Annotated in this window: 18 protein-coding genes; 4 read left to right on the top strand and 14 right to left on the bottom strand. The window is 55.9% G+C overall.

Annotation, left to right across the window (positions count from 1 at the left end):
• Positions 1–140 precede the first annotated feature (140 nt).
• From AB4Y89_RS14095 to AB4Y89_RS14045, 11 genes are all read right to left on the bottom strand, one after another.
• A complete protein-coding gene (locus tag AB4Y89_RS14095) occupies positions 141–815 on the bottom strand; it encodes a response regulator (RefSeq protein WP_442301569.1) in 675 nt (224 codons plus the stop codon).
• Positions 790–2,901 (bottom strand): PAS domain S-box protein, encoded by a 2,112-nt coding sequence (locus tag AB4Y89_RS14090; protein ID WP_442301568.1) that lies wholly within the window; start codon positions 2,899–2,901, stop codon positions 790–792. The genes AB4Y89_RS14095 and AB4Y89_RS14090 overlap by 26 nt, the downstream gene beginning before the upstream one ends.
• A 356-nt stretch (positions 2,902–3,257) precedes the next feature.
• Entirely contained in the window at positions 3,258–4,544 is a 1,287-nt protein-coding gene (gene fahA / locus AB4Y89_RS14085) for a fumarylacetoacetase (RefSeq protein ID WP_442301567.1), read from the bottom strand.
• The gene (locus AB4Y89_RS14080; RefSeq protein ID WP_442301566.1) at positions 4,535–5,389 is read right to left on the bottom strand and encodes a hypothetical protein; all 855 of its coding nucleotides are present in this window, start codon (positions 5,387–5,389) and stop codon (positions 4,535–4,537) included. Before AB4Y89_RS14080 ends, fahA begins: the two co-directional genes overlap by 10 nt.
• Positions 5,386–6,738, bottom strand: coding sequence for a homogentisate 1,2-dioxygenase (gene hmgA, locus AB4Y89_RS14075; RefSeq protein ID WP_442301565.1), 1,353 nt, complete (start codon positions 6,736–6,738; stop codon positions 5,386–5,388). The genes AB4Y89_RS14080 and hmgA overlap by 4 nt, the downstream gene beginning before the upstream one ends.
• A 12-nt stretch (positions 6,739–6,750) precedes the next feature.
• A complete protein-coding gene (locus tag AB4Y89_RS14070) occupies positions 6,751–7,503 on the bottom strand; it encodes a phenylalanine 4-monooxygenase (RefSeq protein WP_442301564.1) in 753 nt (250 codons plus the stop codon).
• Positions 7,504–7,516: 13 nt separating this feature from the next.
• On the bottom strand, positions 7,517–8,662 hold the full coding sequence (gene hppD / locus AB4Y89_RS14065; protein WP_442301563.1) for a 4-hydroxyphenylpyruvate dioxygenase: 1,146 nt from the start codon (positions 8,660–8,662) through the stop codon (positions 7,517–7,519).
• A 255-nt stretch (positions 8,663–8,917) separates the two neighbouring features.
• Positions 8,918–9,691: an enoyl-CoA hydratase/isomerase family protein gene (locus AB4Y89_RS14060; protein WP_442301562.1), complete on the bottom strand. Its 774-nt coding sequence runs from the start codon at positions 9,689–9,691 to the stop codon at positions 8,918–8,920.
• Positions 9,688–10,578, bottom strand: coding sequence for a hydroxymethylglutaryl-CoA lyase (locus AB4Y89_RS14055; RefSeq protein WP_442301561.1), 891 nt, complete (start codon positions 10,576–10,578; stop codon positions 9,688–9,690). Before AB4Y89_RS14055 ends, AB4Y89_RS14060 begins: the two co-directional genes overlap by 4 nt.
• 13 nt (positions 10,579–10,591) lie before the next feature.
• A complete protein-coding gene (locus AB4Y89_RS14050) occupies positions 10,592–12,301 on the bottom strand; it encodes an acyl-CoA carboxylase subunit beta (protein WP_442301560.1) in 1,710 nt (569 codons plus the stop codon).
• Positions 12,302–12,333: 32 nt separating this feature from the next.
• Positions 12,334–13,500, bottom strand: coding sequence for an acyl-CoA dehydrogenase (locus tag AB4Y89_RS14045; RefSeq protein ID WP_442301559.1), 1,167 nt, complete (start codon positions 13,498–13,500; stop codon positions 12,334–12,336).
• Positions 13,501–13,965: 465 nt separating this feature from the next.
• On the opposite strand from AB4Y89_RS14045, the gene AB4Y89_RS14040 reads away from it, so the two are divergent.
• From AB4Y89_RS14040 to AB4Y89_RS14030, 3 genes are read left to right on the top strand one after another with little or no spacing between them, the layout of a single operon-like run.
• On the top strand, positions 13,966–14,664 hold the full coding sequence (locus AB4Y89_RS14040; RefSeq protein ID WP_442301558.1) for a CoA transferase subunit A: 699 nt from the start codon (positions 13,966–13,968) through the stop codon (positions 14,662–14,664).
• A gap of 2 nt (positions 14,665–14,666) precedes the next feature.
• Positions 14,667–15,305 (top strand): CoA transferase subunit B, encoded by a 639-nt coding sequence (locus AB4Y89_RS14035; RefSeq protein WP_442301557.1) that lies wholly within the window; start codon positions 14,667–14,669, stop codon positions 15,303–15,305.
• 47 nt (positions 15,306–15,352) lie between these two features.
• Positions 15,353–16,531, top strand: a complete 1,179-nt coding sequence (locus AB4Y89_RS14030) for an acetyl-CoA C-acetyltransferase (RefSeq protein ID WP_442301556.1) — start codon at positions 15,353–15,355, stop codon at positions 16,529–16,531.
• 11 nt (positions 16,532–16,542) lie between these two features.
• Here AB4Y89_RS14030 and AB4Y89_RS14025 read toward each other — a convergent pair whose 3' ends face one another.
• Genes AB4Y89_RS14025 through AB4Y89_RS14015 form a run of 3 tightly spaced genes read right to left on the bottom strand, consistent with a single transcriptional unit; the run spans position 16,543 to position 20,675 of the window.
• Complete coding sequence (locus AB4Y89_RS14025) at positions 16,543–18,909, bottom strand: heterodisulfide reductase-related iron-sulfur binding cluster (RefSeq protein WP_442301555.1); 2,367 nt, start codon at positions 18,907–18,909, stop codon at positions 16,543–16,545.
• 57 nt (positions 18,910–18,966) lie between these two features.
• Positions 18,967–19,914, bottom strand: a complete 948-nt coding sequence (locus tag AB4Y89_RS14020; protein ID WP_442301554.1) for an electron transfer flavoprotein subunit alpha/FixB family protein — start codon at positions 19,912–19,914, stop codon at positions 18,967–18,969.
• Complete coding sequence (locus tag AB4Y89_RS14015; RefSeq protein WP_442301553.1) at positions 19,911–20,675, bottom strand: electron transfer flavoprotein subunit beta/FixA family protein; 765 nt, start codon at positions 20,673–20,675, stop codon at positions 19,911–19,913. Before AB4Y89_RS14015 ends, AB4Y89_RS14020 begins: the two co-directional genes overlap by 4 nt.
• Positions 20,676–20,967: 292 nt before the next feature.
• Between AB4Y89_RS14015 and AB4Y89_RS14010 the strand changes: the two genes are divergently transcribed.
• On the top strand, positions 20,968–21,489 hold the full coding sequence (locus AB4Y89_RS14010; protein ID WP_442301552.1) for a DUF1003 domain-containing protein: 522 nt from the start codon (positions 20,968–20,970) through the stop codon (positions 21,487–21,489).
• Positions 21,490–21,498: the final 9 nt, after the last annotated feature.

Raw genomic sequence — 21,498 nt, 5'->3', positions numbered from 1 at the left:
ACTTTTGGATTTTCCCGTTTTGTCCAGAAAGACACAGAGGGTTCTGTGATGGAGGAGAGGAGCACAAACCAGACCGACGAGAGTGAACCAATAATGGCATCAAATCGAATCGACAGGCATCTCGTACAACTACTAGTTTTTCAATTGGGATTTTGTTTGCCCGAAGACAAACCATCAGGCGGAGCAATAATGCCCTCCTGCACCGCAAACCGTGTCAGGTCGGCAACACTCCGCGCCCCAAGGCGAGACATCAGGCGCGCACGATGGAATTCAACCGTTCTTACAGAGATATAGAGGGCGTCTGCAATCTCTTTATTTTGTTTGCCTTCTACGATGAGCTGAAGGATCTGGCGTTGCCTGCCCGTAAGCTCCAAAACCGTTTGTGAAACTTGATAGGGGCGTTCCGTCACCTCCGTAACAAGGCTCTGATCCAAAGCCGGAGAAAAGTACCGACCTCCGCTTCGCGCAATCTGGATCGCGTTAAGAAGTTCCTCTGAAGCGCCGGATTTTAAGACATACGCCACTCCACCCGCTTCGATTGCCTTGCGCACATAGACCGGATTGGAGTGCATGCTGATAAAAACCAGCTTTGTCTTTGGAAGAGCCTTTCGTATCTCCCGTGCGGCATCGATGCCATTCAGCACCGGCATGGTTACATCCAGAATCACCATCTCTGGCCGAAGCCGCAGAGCTTCCCGGACGAGGCTCTGCCCATCGACTGCGGAACCTATTACATGGTGCTGATTCTCCAGCAGTCGTCGAATGCCATCAAGAACCAGCGAATGATCATCAGCAAGAAGAATTCTGGCTTTCATGGCGCCACTCTCCATGCAAAGGTACTGCGGCCGTGACAGAGGTTCCATGCCCCGGCGTGGAAGTAATATCGAGTGTTCCGTTGACCAGGCGAATGCGCTCGGTCATGCCCAGAATCCCCAGGCCGGTCCTGCTTCGCGGGGACTCCACCGAGAAGCCAACGCCGTTGTCTTGCACTTTGAGCTCAAACATGTCGCCGGCGCTCCGCAACGTAACGCGGATCTTTTTTGCATGTCCATGTATGAGCGCATTGCGGAGACTCTCCTGAGCGACGCGATAGAGACACGCTGCTTCTGTGTCGGTCAGGCAGGAGTCTTCCACCAGGCCGTCGAGAACTACCGTAATTCCGTGTCCTCTCTCGAATTCACCGCAAAACTCCTCGAGCGCAATGCTGAGGCCGAAATCGGTAATGACAGAAGGATGAAGTCCGTGTGAGATCCGGCGCACTTCGGAGGAGACACGTGCAGCCTGCTGCTGTAGCGCTTCGATCCGCTTGCGCTGTAACGCTTCCTCAGGAAACTCGGTTCCTAAGCGTCCCAGTTCGATGGAGAGAAATGCCAGTTGCTGGGTAATGTCGTCATGAAGTTCTCGCGCCAAGTTTCGACGCTCTTCTTCCTGGGCGGAGAGGAGGCGTGCCGCCAGTGCCCGCAGTCGTTGCTCGCTCTCCCGCAACGCAGCTTCGGCAGTCTTACGCGCGGTGATATCAGTGATGAAGCTTACGGCGAGCAATCCTCGCTTGGTGTGGACACCGCTGAGACTCACCTCGATGGGAAACTCCGCGCCATCTTTGCGTAATCCCAGGAGGTCCTGGTCGGACCCTATGGTACGACTCTTGGGATACAGATTGAAGTCCTGCCGACGTGATTGATGCAGATGGCGGAGCCTCGTGGGTACCAGGGTTTCAAGTGGCCGGCCGATCAACTCCCCCTGCTCATAGCCAAACATCTTGCCCGCCTGGCGATTGGCAAGCACGATTGTGCCGTCACTATCGATAGCAATAATGGCCTGCGCCGCTGTGTCCAGCAGGGTTCGGACGGTCTCTTCGCTCTCGCGCAAGGACTCTTCGAGCTCTTTGCGCGCTGTGATGTCTTCCGTAAAAATCAGAATTCCGGCGGGTTTATGATCCTGACCTCCCCAGGGCCGAATCTCCCATCGCAACCAGTTGACTCGTCCATCTTGACGGACCCATCGCTCCTCCTCAGAACGCATGGTTTCGCCTGCTAGACAACGGCGATGGATCTCTTTCCAGCGATCGGGAATTTCGGGGAATAAGTCGTAATGCAAGCTTCCCTCGAATTGTGACCGGTCCATCCCGTACTCCAATGCCCATCGATCGCTGACCTGCACATACCGCATATCTCGATCGAGCATTGCAACCGCCGCGGGAACGTAACGTACGAAGGTGTTGAGCAGATCCTCACGCGTCTTCAGAAGAGCGGTCCTCTCCCGCACCCGATCATCAAGTCCAGCATTAAGCCGGAAGAGCCGCGCCTCGGCTACTGCCGATTGCAGGCTATGCCGCCTGACGCTGAAGTACAACGAAGTGACGATCAACACAATGACGGCATACCCAATCACCAGAATGCTGAGAAAGTCAGAGCGCGCCTTTGTGAGCGCACTTTCCCGAGAGCCGAGCAAGCGCTGTTCCTCACGCTCCATCTCCCGGATCACGCCTTTGCTCGTCGCCAGCGGTTCACGCTGCTGATCGATCTGCGATTTTATGGATGAGGGATCGCTTCTCCGCTTCAGGTACTCGTCAATCGAGGATTGGTAGGTCGAGATCCGGGCTTCAAGTTCCTCCCGAAGCTTCAAAACGTTCTTCTGTTGCGAGGGATTATCGGCAGTGAGATCAGCAATGGTAGAGATCTCTTTCCGTAGTTCATCCAAATCCACGTTGTAGTCTTCGAGGAATCTGTCTTCGCCTGTGAGCAGGTATCCACGCCCGCTTGTTTCTGCCGTATCGATTGCGGAAGCCAGTCTCTCAAGCGAGGCCTCTACCTGGAGCGTGTGTTCGACCAACTGAGCCCGGCGATCCGCAAACCGGGCAACGAGCCACATCACGATTCCGATGGCAATCGGAATCGCCAACAAGAGCGCTAAACGACTAAACGCCTGAACGTGAACTGCTCGTCGATTCTGGGCCGGCATACGGGCTCGATTGCAGACACGTAGACCTTCTCCAGATCCTACCGGGCCCGCGAGGATGACAATTCTGCGCGGAAGGCAGGTCTCCGGTCAACCGGCAAGTGGAATACCTACCCCTCCCCACCAAATCTGGCCTTTCCGCGAGGATAGAGGCCGCTGGCGGGACCAGGCGCGTTCCACCTGTCGCTCGGATATTCCGAAGAACGACGCCCTGAAACACGGGAAGCTTCGTTCCGTTTACCCATTTGTCGCGACGAAAAGCCTAACCGCGATTGATGGCTGCTGATTGCGGTGGTGTACTAACAAGCTTCACAAGCGACTACCCTGCCTGTGCATTCGCCAAAGCCAATTCTTGGCAGCCCTGGTCTCTGCGCATAGGCCCGGAAGGTAATCTCATCATCATCCTCAAGGAAGGTTCGCGTTTCTCCCGAAGGCAGGCATAGTGGCTCCGGGAGATGCTTCTTTTCTAACAGGCACCCTTCTGAACCTGTAGCCGCCCCGGAGATGGTTCCCGTGGCAAGCAGGTCACCCGGACGTAGATTGCAGCCGTTGCAGGTGTGATGCGTCACCAGTTGACCGATGGTCCAGTAAAGGTCACGCAAATTACCGCGGCTGAGCATCATGGCCGGCATCTGTTGCTGCCGCATCGCTTCGGATTGGAGATAGACCTCCAGCGTCAGATCGATGCCGTCTCTGTCTCGAGACGATGAGGCGAGATAGGGCAGCGGAGCCGGATCCTCCGCCGGACGCTCGAACGCAGGAACGCGATACGGGGAGAGGGCTTCAAGAGGCACAATCCACGGAGAAATCGTCGTCGCAAAGTTCTTGGCGAGAAATGGGCCCAGGGGCTGATACTCCCAGGCCTGGATATCGCGCGCCGACCAATCGTTGACCAGGCATAGACCAAAGATGTGCTCTTCGGCTTTATCGATCGGAACACTGTGACCCAGTGAATTCCCAGTACCCACCAGGATGCCAACTTCCAGTTCGTAATCGAGGGACTTTGATGGTCCAAAGACTGGCGCTTCGGCCGTTGGAGCCTTCGTCTGTCCACACGGACGGCGAATATCCGCGCCGCTGATCACGATGGAAGACACGCGGCCGTGATAACCGATCGGAACGTACTTGTAGTTCAGCAGTAATGGATTATCCGGGCGGAAGAGACGTCCCACACGGGTAGCGTGATAAATCGATGCGTAGAAGTCCGTATAGTCTCCGATATCCGCCGGCGGCCGCATGACCGCATCCTTCATTGGAATGAGCAACGGCTCGACATCTCTTTTCATCTCGTAGCCCCCATCGAGCAATGTCATGAGTTGTCGCCTAAGTGCGGACCACGCCTCCGGCCCGAGGGACATCAATGGATTCAAGGTACGGGCCTTACAAGCGCCGACTACTTCCTTTGAGAGAATGGAAAGGAAACCTTGATCGGCACAGGCATAAAGATCAAGGATCTGGTCTCCAATAGCAACGCCGATATGAGCAGTCTCTCGATAAAGAAACACGCCGTAGGGCAAGTTCTGGATGGGGAAATCTGACTCAGGGTCATTGGCCGAAATCACCCAACTCCTGCTTGCTATAGCCATCCCATTCTCTCCAGGTCCTGAATTGGCTCCACAAAAGAGCAAGAACCAAAGCTCATTGCAAACTCTCTGCGAACAGTACGGAGTTGCTCTGCGCTCCACTGCAATGATCGCCATCCAATCGTATCCGCAGTCATGCGAAAAGCGTCGACATCCTGATCATTCAGTAGTTGCTGTGCCTGGTCTTCCGTTCCACCGCTGTAGACGAGCGCTGCCGCGAGAAACAGGTTGAGAAAGCCATGCATGATTCCTGTTTCACTATCGGGTTCATAGGTGAAAGGGTGATATCCACGGATTGGATGATGCAATCCCGCTGTCGCCTTGAATGCCAGGCCCCGGTCGGCAATCGCAATCAACATTGCAGCAATTGACTCCGATGAGGGAAATGCCGTAGCGGTTACACCACCCGTACGTATTTTGACGCGTGCACCCGCCAGCCGTATGGAATCCAGCACCTCCGTTTTTAAAGGCGTAATGGGAACTTCGAAATAGATGATCGTCTCCGCCAGTGTCCGGGCAGCCTTGTGATCTATCTCATCCAGTTTGTCGGGTTTGATCTCAACAGACTCGATGCGGAACCCATCCTCGCGGAGTTGTGCGATGTTGCTCACCTCCGCCGCGGAAGATGCGATGACGCTCAGAGGAAGATGAGCAAGCGAGTCACTCGCAGTCTCGCGAAGCTCGGACAGACGCTTCCAATCGACAATAAAACGACCTAGCAACTCCGAACGCCGATTGCGCCTGTACGCGAGATAGTTTCTGGCAGCCGCCTGCATATCCAGACGGGCAGGCGCATACAAGCCTGCGTAATCGATCAGGCCAGAGAGGAGGCTATCGATCGCGTTCATCGGGTCGTGAACTTCAGCTTCTCGCCGGAGGACTTCTGCCTTCCATTCGGCGAGACTTCAGCCTGGAAATGCTTTTTGAGACCCTGCCAGCATTCGAAATATTCATGCTGCAGGATGCGAGTATGCATGGCGAACTCAGTAGGACGCACGACCAGTTGCGTCTCGAACATAAAGGCCAGAGTATTGTCGAGATACTGTGGCTTCAGCTCCGCCGAGCTGGCCCGCTCGAAGGTTTCGGCATCGGGCCCATGACCGGCCATACAGTTGTGCAAGCTGGCGCCACCCGGCAGAAAACCTTCCGCCTTGGCATCATAGGCTCCCACGATCAGGCCCATGAATTCATTCATGAAGTTTCGATGGAACCAGGGCGGTCGGAAGCTGTGCTCCGCCACGATCCAGCGCGGAGGGAAGATAGCGAAGTCACAGTTTGCGGTACCAGGTATCGCGGACGGAGAACTCAAGACGGTATAGATCGAAGGATCGGGATGGTCAAACGAAACCGTGTTGATGCAATTGAAGCGCGCAAGATCATATTTGTACGGCGCATAGTTACCGTGCCAGGCAACGACATCCAAGGGCGAGTGGTCGATCTGTGCGGACCAGAGCCGGCCGAGGAATTTCGCCGTGATGTGAAATTCTCCATCGAGGTTCTCAAAGGCTGCTGTCGGCGCCTGGAAATCTCGCGGGTTTGCTAATCCATTCGCTCCGATAGGCCCAAGGTCTGGCAGACGAAAGGTCTGGCCGTAGTTTTCACAGAGATACCCTCGTGCCTGTCCGTCGATCAACTCAACACGGAATTTGATTCCGCGAGGGATCACGCAGATCTCACCAGGCGCCGTTTCTAAAACTCCCAACTCGGTGTGGAGATGAAGTGTGCCTAACTGGGGGACGACAAGAAACTCTCCATCGGCACTATAGAAGAACCGATCGTTCATCGATCGATTGGCGGCATAGAGATGAATGGCGACACCGGTCTGCATGGCAGGATCACCATTCCCGCCGAGCGTAACGATGCCGTCGACAAAATCTGTGGGCTCCTCAGGGATTGGCAATGGGTCCCACCGTAGTTGATTGGGTGGGGTCGGAGTCTCAGTAAACGGGCCACTCCTGATGAGTCGCGAGGGAATCTCTTCATAGGGCCGGTGAGTCACTGAGGGACGAATGCGATAGGTCCAGGTACGGCGATTCTGAGATCGCGGCGCGGTAAAAGACGTTCCGCTGAGCTGCTCCGTATAGAGACCTAACGGATGTTTCTGCGGAGCATTCTGGCCAATGGGCAACGCTCCGGGAACGGCCTCTGACACGAATTCATTGCCGAACCCGGACTGATACAGGACGCCAACCGTCATGGATAACCCTCTCTACAGGCGGCCGCTCGCAGCGAGCCGCTCTGCTTCATGCATAACTTCGTAGAGTTGATCGAAACTGTCTACGACAAAGAGCAACTTGTGAAGCTCGTCGATCTTGACCGGCGTATTCACCACTTCACTCAGCGAGAATTCCTCGATGGCACAATGACCACTCATGACATTCAAGCATTCTCCATGCGAGCTGATGAGGCCGCTGCCATACACTTTGATCTCGCCTTGCTGGCGAATCAATCCGAACTCGACTGTGTACCAGAAGAGGCGAGAAAGCTTTTCACGAATTGGCTCTTCCGGAGTAGCGACACAGACACGGCCATAGTGCTCCAGGAAGTCTGCAAAAACCGGATGCGCATGCATCGGCACATGACCGACGACATCGTGAAAGATATCTGGCTCAGGTGTGTATTCCATGGATTCACGGCTTCGCAGCCAAACCGTCGTTGGGAATTTGCGAGCAGCCAGCATCTCAAAGAATGCCTGCGAAGGTAGAAATCCGCTCACCGCAGTGGAGTTCCATCCGGTTCTGGGCTCCAGTCGTGCGCTCACCTCTGCAAGATTGGGTAACCGATCGCGCTTCAGGCCGATGGTCTGAAAGCCATCGAGATACTCCTGAGCAGCATGCTTCTCCAGTTCGGGAAAGACACGTCCGACAAGGTCGGCCCAGATACCGTGCTGCTCCTCGGTATAGGACGAATAGTCCTGTTGGATGAGGTAGGGTGCCGCCGCAGAAAGTGTTGCAGTTGCCATGGTCGTTCTCCTCTTACAGATTGCCGCGAGCCTGCTGCTCCCTTTCGATAGCTTCAAAGAGCGCTTTGAAGTTGCCTTTGCCGAAGCTACGGCTTCCTTTGCGCTGAATGATCTCAAAGAACAGAGTGGGGCGATCTTCTACAGGGCGGGTAAAGATCTGCAGCATATAACCTTCATCGTCGCGATCCACCAGGATGCCGAGCCGTTCGAGTTCATCCAGAGGTTCATCAATCCGGCCGACGCGCTGCTGCAGCTCGGAATAATACGTATGTGGAACCCGTAGAAACTCCACGCCCTGCTCATGGAGTTTGTTGACCGTATGCAGAATGTCCTTGGTCGCCAAAGCAATGTGCTGCACTCCCGGGCCGCCATAGAAGTCCAGATACTCTTCGATCTGGGATTTTCGTTTCCCCTCGGCCGGCTCATTGATGGGAAACTTCACATACCCGTTGCCGTTGGACATCACCTTGGACATGAGCGCGGAGTATTCGGTCGAAATATCTTTGTCATCGAAGCTTTGATAGAGACTGAATCCCATCACCTTGGCGTAAAAATCAACCCAGGTATTCATCTCATGCCAGCCGACGTTGCCCACAACATGATCAATGTGCAACAGGCCCACAGGGCGAGCGACCCGGTCTTCCTCTATGGCGCGAAAACCGGGAAGAAACGGCCCCTGATAGTCTCCACGCTGAACAAAGGTATGGATGGTATCTCCATAGGCGCAAATGCTTGCCAGTACGGCCTGGCCGTGATCGTCCGACACGACATAGGGCTCGGCAACGCTGACAGCGCCGCGGTTGACCGTCTCATGCCACGACTGGCGAGCATCGTCTACCCATAGCGCCACGCCATGGACGCCATCGCCGTGCCGCTGCACATGTTCCGCGATCGCATGAGCTGGGCGAAGGACCGTCGTCAGCACAAAGCGAATCTTGCCCTGTTGAACAACATACGAGGCTCGATCTCGTTGCCCAGTCTCAGGTCCTGCATAAGCCACCAGAGACATGCCAAAAGCTGTCCGGTAAAAATACGCGGCCTGCCGGGCATTGCCCACGTAGAACTCCAGGTGATCGATGCCCTTGAGTGGAAGAAAATCAGCGTTCGTTGTTGGAGTCGCCTGGACTGGTTGGGAAAGAATGCTCTTCGTAGCTGACATAGAGCTCCGTCTCTGCCGCAAGGCGCCGTCGCCTCCCGGCAACCGAACAGCATAGGCCTCCGCTTGTGCTTTGGGAATACCGATTGAAGAGAAACCGTCAGAATTTAATGGAAGGAGTGTTTAACACCGTCTTTTCAAGCAGTTGCGGAGGCACTTCAAACATCAGAGAGGGTCGCGCTAAAGCCCGATACCCACCCTTTGCGGTTTCACAGCGAAGAATGGGGCACCCAGAGTATGGGCTGTCCGAATTGGGGCCTAGTCTTGCCAGCGAGGCTTCCGCTTGTTCAGAAACGCCGTTACGCCCTCCTGGAAGTCAGGCTGTTGCCTGGCGTGGAGACTGGCACTCACGGCCCGTTCAATTCTTGCGTCCAGCTCCGAAGCAGTCTGAGCGATCAGCAGCTCTTTTGTTTTTCGCATTGCAGCCGGGCTGTTCTGGAGGAGTTCGTGCGCGAAGAGGTGCACCCGCTCCAACAACGTCTCGCCCTCAACAATCTCGTTCACCAACCCGAGTTCGTGCGCTTGCTGTGCGTCAAAAAGCTGCCCGGTCAGCAAAAGGTTTCTCGCCTGTTTCTCGCCGAGTTGCAGACCGAGAAAGACGGAGACCAGCGCCGGGATGAAACCGATCTTCACTTCCGTATATCCGAACTTTGCCCCTGGAACGGCAAAGGTGAAGTCACAGAGGGTAGCCAACCCCGTCCCCCCGGCGATGGCGTGGCCATTGACCGCCGCAATAGTTGGTATGGGAAGGGCATACAGCTCACGAAAGAGTTGCGCGGTACGTCGCGCATCCGCCTTCTGCTCCTCAACTGTTTGCGCAAACATTGACTCCAGCACAGCCAGATCCAGCCCGGAACAGAAAGCCGTACCGGCACCAGTCAAGATGAGTACCTTGGCAGCACCTTTTTTGGCCGCCTCAAAGGCTGCGATCAGCTCCTCCTGCATCTCAGGAGTCAATGCATTGCGCCGCTCCGGGCGGTTCAGCGTGATCGTCAGAATGCCTTCTTCCAGATCTGTCAGCAGCGTATTCACGGAGCCGTCCTCTGTGTTTCCAATTGCCCATAGCGCCTGGAAAACTCTCGATTCAGCGCGATCAATGTCTCTAGCGGAGAAATCTCCGGCGGGGGGACTCCCATGCCGGCAAGCTCAGCCATAACCGCCTCGGTTGGCATATTTCCGACCAGGTCATCCTGTGCAAAGGGACATCCGCCGAGACCGGCAATGGCCGTATCGAAACGACGGCAGCCCGCGAGATAGGCCGCGCGAACCTTTGCTGCCGCATCTCCTGGCTTCGAATGCAGGTGGAGTCCGACTTCAATCTCGCTATCCACCGACTCACGCGCTGCCGAAAAGACTTCGCCGATCTGTTCCGCGGTAGCCAAGCCGACCGTATCTGCGATGGAGATCTGCCTGACACCGCTCTCAACGAGTAGTTCACAAGCGGCGGTAACTTCGTTGATGCTCCACGGATCGCCGTATGGATTGCCAAAGGCCATTGATACATAGGCCACTATATTCAAGCCTGCTTTATAAGCCATCTCACCTATGGTTTCGAGTTCATCCAACGCCTGCTCCGCCGTCTGATTCTGGTTTCTGTGTAGAAACTCCGGCGAGATGGAGTAGGGGAAACCGAGTGTCGTTACCACCTCCGTCTTAATTGCCCGCTCCGCTCCTTTTGCGTTGACCACGATTCCGATGATCTCAACATCTCCCGGCGGATCAACGAACGCGAGGGCCTTCTCCGAATCAGCCATCTGCGGAACGGCTTTGGGAGAGACAAAGCTGGCCGCATCGATATGCCGAAACCCGGCAGCGATCAGCATGCGAAGGTAATCGGCTTTGACCTCGGCAGGAATAATCCTGGAGAGCCCTTGCCAGGCATCGCGGGGACACTCAATCAACTTGACCGTATTCATCATCTTTTTGCAAACGCTACGTTTGAATCACGCCTGGATTGAACTTCTCAACGTCAGGGTTGAGGCTGACGGCTTCAAGCGCGCTGATCAATACTGTACGCGTCTCCGTGGGATCGATGATCGCATCAATCCATAAGCGAGCGGCGCCATAGCGCGGGTCGGCTTGCGCATCGTAGGTGTTCTTGATCTCATCGAAGATCTGCTTTCGCTCTTCTTCTGTGATCGCATGGCCTTTGCGCTCGAGTTGCTTAACGCGCACCTCTACTAGCGTATTCGCAGCAGACGCCCCACTCATCACGGCATAACGCGCCGTGGGCCAGGCAAAGATGAAACGTGGATCATAGGCTTTGCCGCACATCGCATAGTGGCCCGCTCCGAAACTACCGCCAAGGATCACAGAGATCTTGGGCACAACGGAATTGGAAACCGCCGTGACCATCTTCGCCCCTGCACGAATGATGCCGTTCTGCTCGGCGTCACGGCCAACCATAAATCCATTGACGTCGTGGAGGAAGACCAGGGGAATCAGGCTCTGGTTACAGTCGAGAATAAATCTGGCGGCCTTCTCTGCACTTTCGGTATAGATGACGCCACCAAACTCCGTGCGACGTTCGCCGCCTGGCATCACCATGTTCTGGTGCTGCTTTTGATTCGCAACAATCCCTACAGCATATCCGCCGATCCGCGCGTAACCGCAAACCAGAGTGCGTCCATAGTCAGGACGGTATTCGTCGAACGCCGACTGATCGACAATGCGCGCTATCACCTCATGCACGTCATAGGTATTCGTGGCCGCGCGTACTGGATCGGGATCAATCAACCCATAGAGTTCGTCCGCAGGATAGAGGGGAGCATCCTTTTCCGGATCGAAGGGAATGGCATCGAACGGCGCACGATTTCGATGTCCCAGCTTTCCGACAAGAGAACGAACCCTTGCAAGACAGGCGTGGTCATCGGACTCTTTGAAGTCGACCGTGCCGGAGATCTCCGCGTGCATGGTCGCCCCACCTAACTCCTCGGCACCAACCTTTTGCCCGATGGCCGCTTGGACAAGAGCGGGACCAGCAAGAAAAAGCCCGCTGCCTTCGGTCATCAGTACGGTATCGGTCATGACGGGAAGATAGGCTCCGCCCGCTACGCACATGCCCATAATTGCGGTGATCTGGGGAATGTTTCGTGCTGACATCACAGCGTTGTTGCGGAAGACGCGGCCGAAGTCATCCTGATCGGGAAATACATCCTCCTGCAGCGGCAGGAAGACTCCGGAGGAATCGACCAGATAGAGTGTAGGAATGCGGTTATCGAGAGCAATCGTCTGCGCACGAATCACCTTCTTCGCCGTCAGCGGAAAGAAGGCGCCGGCTTTCACGGTTGCATCATTGGCGACGACCATGACCAGCCTTCCGCAAACCCGCCCTAAGCCGGTGACAACTCCCGCGGCGGGAGCTCCGCCCCACTCCTCATACATGCCATGGGCGGCGTAGAGACCAAGCTCCAGAAGCGAAGTGCCGGGATCGAGCAGAAGTTCCAGGCGCTCCCGTGCTGTCAATCTCTTCTTGGCGTGCTGTGCGTCAATGGCTTTGGCTCCGCCGCCCAGGCGAATCGTTGCCTGCTCCTCGCGCATTGCCGCAAGCAACGTAAGCAGCGCCTGATGGTTGTTGCGGACACGCGGAGCAGTGCCATCCAGTTTTGTCGGCAACGTGTTCTTGCTGGCGGCCTCTGACATCGACTCCCCGGTATTCGTCGGAATGCGAATTTCTACTTCAAAATCTCGCGTGCAATTACCATGCGCTGAATCTCGCTGGTCCCCTCGCCGATTGTGCACAATTTTACGTCCCGATAGAACTTCTCTGCCGGGTAGTCCTTGATGAAACCATAGCCGCCATGAATCTGCACGCATTCATCGCAGATACGGACGGCAGCCTCACCTGCAAAGAGTTTCGCCATTGATGACTCCAAGGTGGTCTTGCGGCCAGCATTCTTCATGCGAGCTGCGTTGAGTGTCAGCAACTTTGCGGCCTCCAGATTTGTCGCCATATCCGCCAGCTTGAATTGGATTGCCTGGAACTGGCTTATTGACTTGCCAAACTGGTGCCGCTCCTTGGCATACTTCAGCGCGGCATCATATGCACCCCGGCCGATTCCAAGCGCCAGGGCGGCGATGGAGATTCGTCCGCCATCGAGCACTCGCATCGCATCGACGAAGCCTTCCCCTTCCACGCCTAAACGGTTTTCATCAGGAATCAGGCAGTCTTCGAAGATCAATTCCGAAGTATCGGAAGCACGCAACCCCAGCTTGTCTTCTTTCTTGCCCGGACGAAAGCCGGGGGTATCTTTCTCCACGACAAAGGCCGTCATCCCATGACTTCCTTTTGTCCGGTCGGTTACAGCAATAACAACGGCACACTCCGCGTGGCTGCCATTCGTAATAAAGGTCTTGCTGCCATTCAGTACCCAACCGCGATCAGAACGTACCGCCGTGGTACGCGCTCCAAGTGCATCAGAACCAGAGCCGGGCTCAGTGAGCCCCCAGCATCCAAGCCATTCCCCAGAGGCCAGCGGCGTTACCCATCGGCGATGTTGTTCTGGATTGCCTGCAAGATAGATATGGTTCGTGCACAGCGAATTGTGCGCGGCCACGATGATTCCGACCGAACCGTCCACTCTGGACAGCTCCTCGATGGCCAGCACGTACTCCACATAGCCCATCCCGCTCCCGCCCAGTTCCGGAGGAAAGATAACGCCCAGCAGCCCCATCTGGCCTAACTGCCGTACAACCTCGCTGGGAAAGGTGCACATATCATCCCACTCGCGAACGTGTGGAGCGATCTCAGTCTGCGCAAAGCGGCGAATCACTCGCTGCAATTCTTCCTGTTCTTCCGTTAGTTCAAAGCCAGTTCTTCCTGTTTCAGTTTTTCCCGTCATAAATCGCTCCCATGAGCAGCTATCTGCCCATGTTGCGGTTTGGGCCTGCGAAACAGCAGGCTGAAATAAAGTTGGGGAGGCCTGTAAGGGCTTCCAAAGGGTTGTGAGAGGGGAACGATGGCTGCAATGGCCGATGGATGACCCCGAATCCTTCTTCAGCCCGTGATATCGCATTGGAGCTAGCCGGATCGCAACGTTTGATGCTGCTCAGTTTTTGTACCTTCACCTTTGCTCCACGTGCAGGCGGCGCCCATTGGGAATCGCCAATCAGCTCATCCATCGTTCGACAGGGAGTATGGCACCGCCAGATGAGAAAGACAATCCCATCAGAGCCGGGCGCATTTGATTTTTCTTTCCCGGGCAAAGGTGCTATCGTCCTTCGATGTTGTGGAGAACGAGCGTTCGCCGCTATCGAATCGCCGTATCGGCCGTTCGATAGCGGACGGCTCTAAACAGGCACGGATAATGGACAAACTCTGGCCAAGTGCAGCGGCTGTACTCGAGGGAATCGTAAAAGATGGCATGCTCCTGGCCATCGGCGGATTCGGATTATGCGGCATCCCGGAAGCATTGATTCTGGCTCTGCGCGATTCTGGTGTCCGGGACCTTACCGTAGCAAGCAATAACGCGGGAGTGGACGGCTGGGGGCTGGGCCTGCTGCTCGAAAGCCGGCAGATCCGAAAGATGATCTCCAGCTATGTGGGAGAGAACGCTGAGTTCGAACGCCAGTTTCTCCAGGGAGAACTCGAAGTCGAGTTCGTTCCTCAAGGCACGCTGGCGGAACGCATGCGCGCCGGAGGCGCAGGAATCCCCGGTTTCTACACGCGCACCGGAGTCGGAACCATCGTAGCCGAAGGCAAGGAACACAAAGAGTTCGATGGGACAACCTACATCCTCGAACGTGGTCTTCAAGCTGACCTTGCCCTGGTAAAGGCATGGAAGGCCGACCCGCACGGGAACCTGGTCTTTCGACGCACAGCCCGCAACTTCAATCCGCTGGCCGCAACCTGCGGCAAAATCACCGTGGCTGAAGCAGAGATCATCGTCGCTGCGGGAGAGCTCGACCCCGATGAGATACACACTCCCGGCATATTCGTGCAGCGGGTCATCCACAATCCCTCTCCCGAAAAACGAATCGAACGCAAGACAACGAGGATGATCTGACCATGCCATGGACACGTCACCAGATGGCTCAGCGTGCAGCGGCTGAATTGAAGGATGGATATTACGTCAACCTCGGCATCGGTATGCCGACCCTCGTCGCCAACTTCATTCCTGCGGGTATGACCGTAATTCTGCAGTCAGAAAATGGCCTTCTCGGCATGGGTCCCTTTCCCCTGGACAGTGATGTCGATCCGGACCTGATCAATGCCGGCAAGGAAACCGTCACCTTACTTCCCGGAGCATCGATCTTCTCAAGCGCCGACTCATTCGCCATGATTCGCGGAGGCCACGTCGATCTTGCCATCCTTGGAGCCATGCAGGTCTCTGAAAAAGGCGATCTGGCGAACTGGATGATTCCCGGTAAGCGCGTCAAAGGAATGGGAGGAGCCATGGATATTGTCTCCGGCGTGCGGCAGGTGGTGATCATGATGGAGCATAATGCCCAGGATGGTTCGCCAAAGCTGCTTCCTCAATGCACTCTTCCGCTAACCGGAGCAGGAGTCGTAAACCGTATCATCACGGATCTGTGCGTCATGGATATTACGTCGGATGGAGTTGTGGTCATTGAATTAGCCGACGGGGTAACCTCTGAAGAGGTTGCCAGGCGCTCCGGTGTCTCTGTGCACTTTCAACTTCACTGAGCCCGTATCGATCCCTTTGTGAGAACAACCTGATGGGAGTGGTAACAATGCGAGATGTAGTCATCGTATCGGCGGTTCGGACAGCGGTTGGTAAGTTTCTCGGTGGACTGAGCGAGGTTGCCGCAACCCAGCTCGGCTCGGTCGTTGTGCGCGAGGCGGTAAGCCGTGCAGGAATTGCGCCAGACTCTGTGGATGAGTGCATCATGGGCTGCGTGTTGCCGGCCGGCCTCGGCCAGAATCCCGCGCGCCAGGCAGCGTTGGGCGGTGGACTTGCCGACACCGTCGCCGCCCTCACCGTCAACATGGTTTGCGGCAGCGGATTGAAAGCAGTTGGGCTGGGAGCACAGGCAATCATGCTCGGCGATGCGGAGATTGTCGTCGCAGGCGGGATGGAGTCGATGTCGAACTCTCCTTATCTGGTGCCACAGGCCCGTAAGGGGCTGCGTATGGGCGACGGCAGCATGGTCGATTCTGTGATTAAGGACGGCCTGTGGTGCGCCTGCGACAACCAGCACATGGGTCTCACCGCGGAACTGGTTGCGGAAAAGCACCGTCTGACCCGGGAACAACAGGATGCCTATGCCCTCGAATCACACAGAAGAGCGGCTTCGGCCCGACGTGAGGGCAGATTCAAAGACGAGATTGTCCCCGTGCAGATTCCGGATAAGAAAGGAACAATTACCCTCTTCGAGTCGGATGAGAGCATTCGCGAGGATGCTTCGCTGCAGGCACTGTCTACATTGCGTCCCGTGTTTAAAAAAGACGGCACGGTCACTGCCGGAAACGCACCGGGACTTAATGACGCTGCGGCGGCAGTGCTCCTGATGACCTCACATCGCGCTGCAAAGTTAGGGCTCACGCCCATGGCGCGCATCCGAGCCCAGGCGCAGAGCGGTGTTGCGCCGCGATGGGTCATGCTTGCTCCAGTCATCGGGGTGACCAGGGTGCTGGAAAAGGCAGCCTGGAAAAAAGACGAGGTCGATCTGTATGAACTCAATGAGGCGTTTAGCGTTCAGGCTCTCGGTGTGACCAAAGAGCTCGACCTGGATCTCTCCAATGTGAATGTGAATGGAGGAGCCGTTGCGATGGGCCATCCGATTGGCGCAAGCGGCGCTCGGATTCTCGTCACCCTGCTGCACGAGATGATCCGCAGAGATGTAACGAAAGGCGTTGCAGCCTTATGCCTCGGCGGAGGAAATTCCGTGGCCCTCGCAGTTGAGCGCTAACGCGCGATTCCTTAGCTCTTTTTTGGTGTCCATTTCTTCCGCACCTGAGTTTGGACGGCTTCAGGACTGACCTGAGGACGCTCTGAGAACATCGGCTCTGGGCTGCTCTCTACCTGAGATGCATTGACAACAGGAGGCGCATTGGGAAGAGCCTTCGCCTTTGGATTCCATTTCGGACGTTTTGGGCTTTCTGGTTTTGCCTCCGCGGCAGCCGTCTGCAATGAGCCTTCAGCGTTAGCTGGGACTGCTGGAGGAAGAACATGAGCCTTCTCTGTTACTGGTATAGCCGGCTCCATCACTGCCGATTCCACTGCGACACCAACGTGCGAGATTCCGAACGCTTTCTCAACACCCGCCAGTAAGAGCTCGGCGATGTCTTTGATCTCAATGGAATGATCGGCGCCCCCCGGCGTGCTTCCCAACATGCTTTTGCAGAAGGGACACCCGACAGCTAATGCGGACTGCTCTGATCCTGCAAGAACTCGTGTGACCTCGTTATATCGATTCTCGGAGACACTCTGCGTGCCTGGCTCCTCTTCCTTCCAGAACTGCGCCCCACCAGCGCCGCAACAGAACGAATTCTCTCTGCTGCGTTCGAGCTCTACGAACCCGTTACCGAGAATCTTCAGCAAGTTGCGAGGCGCGTCATAAATGCCATTGTGGCGGCCTAGATAGCAGGGATCGTGATAGGTGATCTTGTCCAGAGTGGCCGCAGCAGCCAGTTTTCCCTCGCTAACAAGCATGGCGAGATATTCAGAGTGATGCATCACCTTGAAGTCGCCGCCTAACTGGCGATACTCGCCGCCAAGTGCGTTCAGGCAATGCGGACAGGTTGCCACAATCAGTTTGGGCTTGCAGGCTTTCAAGTTGGAAATGTTCTGCTCGGCGAGTTGGCGATAGAGGTATTCGTTCCCCGCCCGCCGGGCACTATCGCCCGTACAGCATTCCCGTTTGCCCAGGACCGCGAAGTTAATTCCGGCATATCGCAGCAACTGCACAAAGGCTCGCGCGGTCTTTTGCGCCTGAGGATCATAGCTTGCTGCACAGCCAACCCAGAAAAGCACATCAGGCTCTGGGTTTTCGTCGATGGTTTTAATAGCAAGGCCTTCGGCCCAATCCAGTCGTTTCTCCTGGCCGATGCCCCAGGGGTTCTTCGCCCGTTCCATTCCCCGAAAAGCTGACTGCAACTGCCTGGGAAATTCACCTGCCATCATGACCTGATGTCGGCGAACGTCGATGATATCCAGCATCGGCTCATCCTGCACGGGGCATACTTCCATGCAGGCTCCGCAGGTCGTACATGCCCAGGCAGCTTCAGGAGAGAGAGCAAAGGTCAGTAGAGGCTTCGGGCTCGGCTCTCCCTTTTCAAAATTCGGTTGATTCCTGGCCAGTTCATTCAGCTCCATGCGTTTGTTGATCTCGAGCGCCGACGGGCTCAAGGCTTTGCCGGTGGCCGTCGCCGGGCATACATCCTGGCAGCGATTGCACTGAATGCATGCATAGGCATCGAGCAGGCGAGGCCAGGCGAGATCCTCCAGCTTATTTGCGCCAACGACGAATTCGTCCGTCTCAGCACTTCCCTGCTCAGCGCTTATCTCCACAGCGGGAAGTATTCCGGAGCTCGACGTTCGAGCGGCAAAATACTTCACCGGAGCCATAAAGATATGAATGTGCTTCGTGCGAGGAAAGTACATCCAGAAGAGGAGAACGCTCCCCAGCGATCCCCAGTAACCGAAGATCCTCCAGGACTCGGCATTCTGCGAAGAAAACAGATGCGACAGCAATGATGCAAAGGGCTGAAAACGATCAGCCCCGTTGCCGGCCACCTTCGCTCCGGCCCCGATTGCCCGGCTACCTACGTGAAACAGGATGAAAGCAGAGACCAGGATGGAATCGAGAGTGATCGATCGCTGCCGCACAGAACGGTGAAGTAACGTTCGTTCATTGAAGCTGAAATCCCGGCGGCTCGGAAGCAGAAACCTGCGTATCACCAGGGCAACGACGCCTATCAGAATAAGCGTGCTCAAGCTATCGGCAAGCAGGTTATAGAACCCGCCCACCAGAGTGGCCGAGGAGATATCGAAGGGGATGAAGCCACCGGCGAGATCGACCAGATTGACGGCTAGATAGAAGACAAATCCGTAAAAGATAAAAGAGTGGAAGAGACTGACGGATGGCCGTTTCCGAAAGGTGCGCCGCTGCGTGAGCGTGGTAACTAGCGCATAGCGGATACGTTGCAGCAGATGATCGAAGCGCGGCTCTGTGTCCTTGCGGCCTGTGGCAATGCGACGATAGACGCGATAAAAGCCGTGCAGCCCAATCCCTGCTGTAAGAACAGCGAAGAGCAGAAATGCGAGCTTCTGTATCGGTGGAAGCATGCCGGCCCTCAAACTTCTATCGTGGCATCATACTCTTACCCCTCCGATCTCAGCCCTTCATTTCAGCTTCTCGATGACCGCTGGAACAATCTCTTTCACGTCACCCACAATCCCATAGTCGGCGATCTTGAAAATAGGAGCTTCCCTATCTCGATTGATCGCAATCACCAATTTACTTTTGTTCATCCCAGACAGGTGCTGGACCGCTCCAGAGATTCCTAGTGCTAAATACAGCTTCGGTTGTACCGTTTTTCCCGTCTGACCGACCTGTTCCGAATAAGGCCGCCAACCCGCATCCACGACCGCCCGTGTCGCACCAACTGCCGCTCCCAGTTGGTCTGCCAGGCCTTCGACCAGTTGAGCATAGGCCTCCGCGCTTCCCAACCCGCGTCCGCCTGCGACGACAACATCGGCGTCCTGCAAAGCAACCCGTTTGCTTTTGATCGTGTTTCTTTCGATCACAACCACGCGTGGTTCAGACAACTCGAGATCCACGTCGTATTGCTCGGCAGCTTCCGGCCTTGCCGGCGCAGGCGGAAACGCCCCCGGATGAATGCTCACGACCACTGCTGAAGCCTGGGCTTCAACACGCTCTACGACTCTCGCGAGCAGCGTGTAATGTTCGGCCACGGTCGTTCCGTCTGAAAATTTCAGGCTGATGGCGGCTTCCACCAAAGGAGCGTCCAGTTTCACGGCGACACGCGGGCTATATTCCCGTCCGCTGCGGCTGCCGCCGATCAAGACGGTATGAGCCTCCCCCTCCTTGGCAATCTGTGCGGTTGCCTGCGCCCAAACATCCGGATCGTATGTGCTCAACACTGGGAGATCGGCGACGAGGACCTGGTCTGCGAGCTGAGCGGCCTGCGTCGCAACGGTGGCCAAACCACTGCCCAGAGCAAGCAGCGTAACCGGCCCGTCGCGGCCCAGGTCACGAGCCGCCTGTGTCATCTCATAGGTGCTTTTATTCAGCTTGCCATTCGAGTGTTCTGCAACGATCAGGATCATCCAATCACCCTTGTTTCGTTCCGAAGGAATTCCACCAACTGTTGTGCTGCTGCACTTCCATCCTTACCGTCGAGAATCCTGCGCATCCGTTCCTTCACCTGAATCTCGCTGCGGATGAATTTCAACTTAGAGCGAACGCCGAAACTCTCGAAGGAGTCCCGTCGCAGATCCTTCTTCTTGGCCTTCATGATGTTCGGCAGGGTGGGATACCGCGGCTCGCACAACCCTTGCTGTGTGGTGACGATCGCCGGCAGCTCCACCTTGAAGGACTCGGTTCCTTCCTCGACATCATGCGTTCCGGTGAGCGTCCGGCCCTCCAGGTTCAGGGCTGTCGTCCAGGTGAGCTGCGGCCACTTCAGATATTCGGCAATCGAGGCGCCTAATGCCTGGCTATCCCAATCCGCTTCCTGCCCACCGCAGAAGATCAGGTCGCTCTGCTCCTTCCGTGCCACCTGTGCCACCACATTGCCGACGGTAATGACATCTAATGGCTCGGAAGTCTCCACCAGAATGGCACGGTCGGCGCCGATGGCGAGCGCGGTACGCAGAGCCTCTTCGCACCGGGCAGGACCGACAGCCAGGGCAACCACTTCCGTCTCCGGCAGGACATCCCGTATTCGCAGGGCCTCTTCCAGGCCATACTCGTCCATGGTGTCCAGTACAAGCTTGCTACTGCTCAGATCCACCACGCCATCTTTGATCTTGACGCTCTCCTCAGCATCAAGAACCTGGCGAATCACCGACAAGACGCGCAATCCCATAGATGCTCCCTCTTCTCTCAACCAATTGCATTCTCAGAACCCGGCAATCTGCATACCTGGTAGAGCCCAAGAATTCTACAGGTGGAATCCCCTTTGATGAAGGGATTCCACGAGGAGGAACCTCCACGATGCGTTCATCCGACTTTAGATGATCTTCCCTGTGGTGTGGTGTAGAGCTTCCGCGACTACGGGCGTTTTCCGGATTTCAATTCTCCCTTCTAATTCCCCGCATCTCATGGTGGCAGGAGGGACTACGCCAGTCCATCCACCGGCATTTTCTCAGGAGCACCTTATGGAAATCCCTAGCCAAATCGCCGAGCATGTCGAGACGATCGCTAAACATGAACAAGAGTTCCTTGCGAGCCGCAGTCTGCCTGAACGGTTCGCGGACCGGGTCGCCGGCTTCGCCGGTCGCATTTCCTTTGTTGCGGTCCATCTTCTCTGGTTCGCGGGCTGGACTCTCTGGAATTCTTCTCACACAACCCATTGGCATTTCGATCCATTTCCATATCCGCTTTTCGACACGCTGGTCGCCCTCGAAGCCATATTGCTGGCAAGCTTCATTCTCATGCGACAAACGAGCTTGGCGAGGCGGGGTGATGAACGAGAACATTTGATGTTGCAGATTTTGCTTATTACCGAAAAAGAAACATCCGCAATCGTTCGCATGAACCAGAGAATAGCTGCCCACATAGGGCTTCAAGAGATCTCACAAGACGAAGAGATAAAAGAAATGGGAACTCCGACCTCGGTTGATCAGGTTGCGCAGACTATACAAGAGAAACTCTCTAATGAGATTTCAGAGCGCTCCTAAAGCACTCAC

Origin of the sequence: Terriglobus sp. 2YAB30_2 (assembly GCF_052114765.1) — a bacterium.
Classification (GTDB): Bacteria; Acidobacteriota; Terriglobia; order Terriglobales; family Acidobacteriaceae; genus Terriglobus.
The sequence above is the reverse complement of the archived record's forward strand: the minus strand, read 5'-3'. Positions and strand labels throughout refer to the sequence as shown.